Annotated in this window: 1 protein-coding gene and 1 pseudogene; both read left to right on the top strand. The window is 48.1% G+C overall.

The window, feature by feature from the left end:
• Positions 1 to 311: pseudogene (locus tag ACED59_RS24435) on the top strand (hypothetical protein); the annotation flags it as partial.
• 93 nt (positions 312 to 404) lie between these two features.
• Positions 405 to 1,479: MobF family relaxase (gene mobF, locus ACED59_RS24440; protein WP_371731391.1), on the top strand; the 1,075-nt coding region annotated here is incomplete at its 3' end.

Genomic DNA, 1,479 nt, shown 5'->3' on the forward strand with positions numbered 1-1,479 from the left:
CAAGCGTCACCCACCATATGACTTACCAGTTAGAGCCAAATATAGAGTGTGCTCAAGATTGGCTGTATGGCAATGAGTGCATGAAGCATTCTGATTCTTCGAAACTAGCGATGGCCGCCGATGAATACAGCTTTAACCATCTAGAATGCCTGACTCATGGCAAGCATTTAACCAAGGAAGAAATTGTAGCGTTAGACCGATTTAAAGCGGGCATTACATCCATTCACATTGATGAAAATGGCGTCATCATTCACGAAGAACGAACGTTAACCGCTAGCAATTCCTTTGCTTGTGTTGGGATCATTTTGTAACCACACCTCTTTTAATTCCACTTCCCCCTTAACCTCCACTCACCGCTCAGTTTTGCTGCTAGCGGCAATTTGCGTTGCATAAGGAAAATACTCATGCTTTCTATTAGCCCATTAAAATCCGCTTCTGGCGCTGCCAAATATTATCTCAGCGAAGAAAACCCCAAAGACCTACCTGACGTCTCTTTAGAAAAAAACGCGGGCGATAACTATTACCTCAAGGAAAAAGACCAAGAAGAAAACACCTTCTGGCATGGCAAGCTGGCCATCGAAGCGGGACTGGCGGGTAAACCCGTAGAGCAAGCCACCCTAGAATCGGTACTCTCAGGCTGTCTTGGCGGTGAAACCATTAAAGGAAAACGAGATGATCATAAATCGGGCTTCGACCTGACGTTTTCTGCGCCTAAATCCATCAGTGTTCTCGCGCTTATTGGCGGGGACACCCGCCTAATAGAAGCGCATAACAACGCAGTGAAGTTCGCCTTAACAGAGCTTGAAAAAGACGTTGCACAAGTCAAAGTCACTCATAAGAAAGGCGTTCAAGAATACGAAAATACGGATTCGATGATATTTGCGGTCGTGCGCCACAAGACCAGCCGTGAAAACGACATGCAAGTGCACTCGCACGCTCTCGCAGCTAACATGACTCGAGACCAAGAAGGGGATTTACGCGCTTTATCAACCAGCTTAAAACAAAAAGGGGGCGTCATTAACGGCACAGGCGAGCGCATCTACAACTTCCAAAAATACTACGGTATCTTGTACCAGAGCCAATTAGCTAAGGAGGCAGAAACCCTCGGTTATTCCACGCGAGGCGTCGGCAACGGTCAGTTCGAAATCAGCGGTGTCCCTCAGCCTATTCTTGATGCGTCATCCACTCGCAAACAACAAATTGACCAACGCACACTCGATTTAGGCTTTGACTCTCGCGCCGCGCGAGATGTCGCGACCCTCGACACTCGTAAAAGCAAAACCCACCAGAGTAACGACAACCTCAACAAACAGTGGCAAAGCACCGTAAAAGAGCAAGGGTATGAGCCCGCAGAGCTTGTCACCATGGCGCAACAAGTGAAAGAAGCGCAAAACACCCCACCACTTGGTGAAACCCAAGCCGCCATCAGCAGAGCCATTGACCATCTAGGGCAATACAGCACCGCGTTACACCTAGAAA

Origin of the sequence: Vibrio sp. FF266, from assembly GCF_041439695.1 — a bacterium.
GTDB lineage: Bacteria > Pseudomonadota > Gammaproteobacteria > Enterobacterales > Vibrionaceae > Vibrio > Vibrio tasmaniensis_A.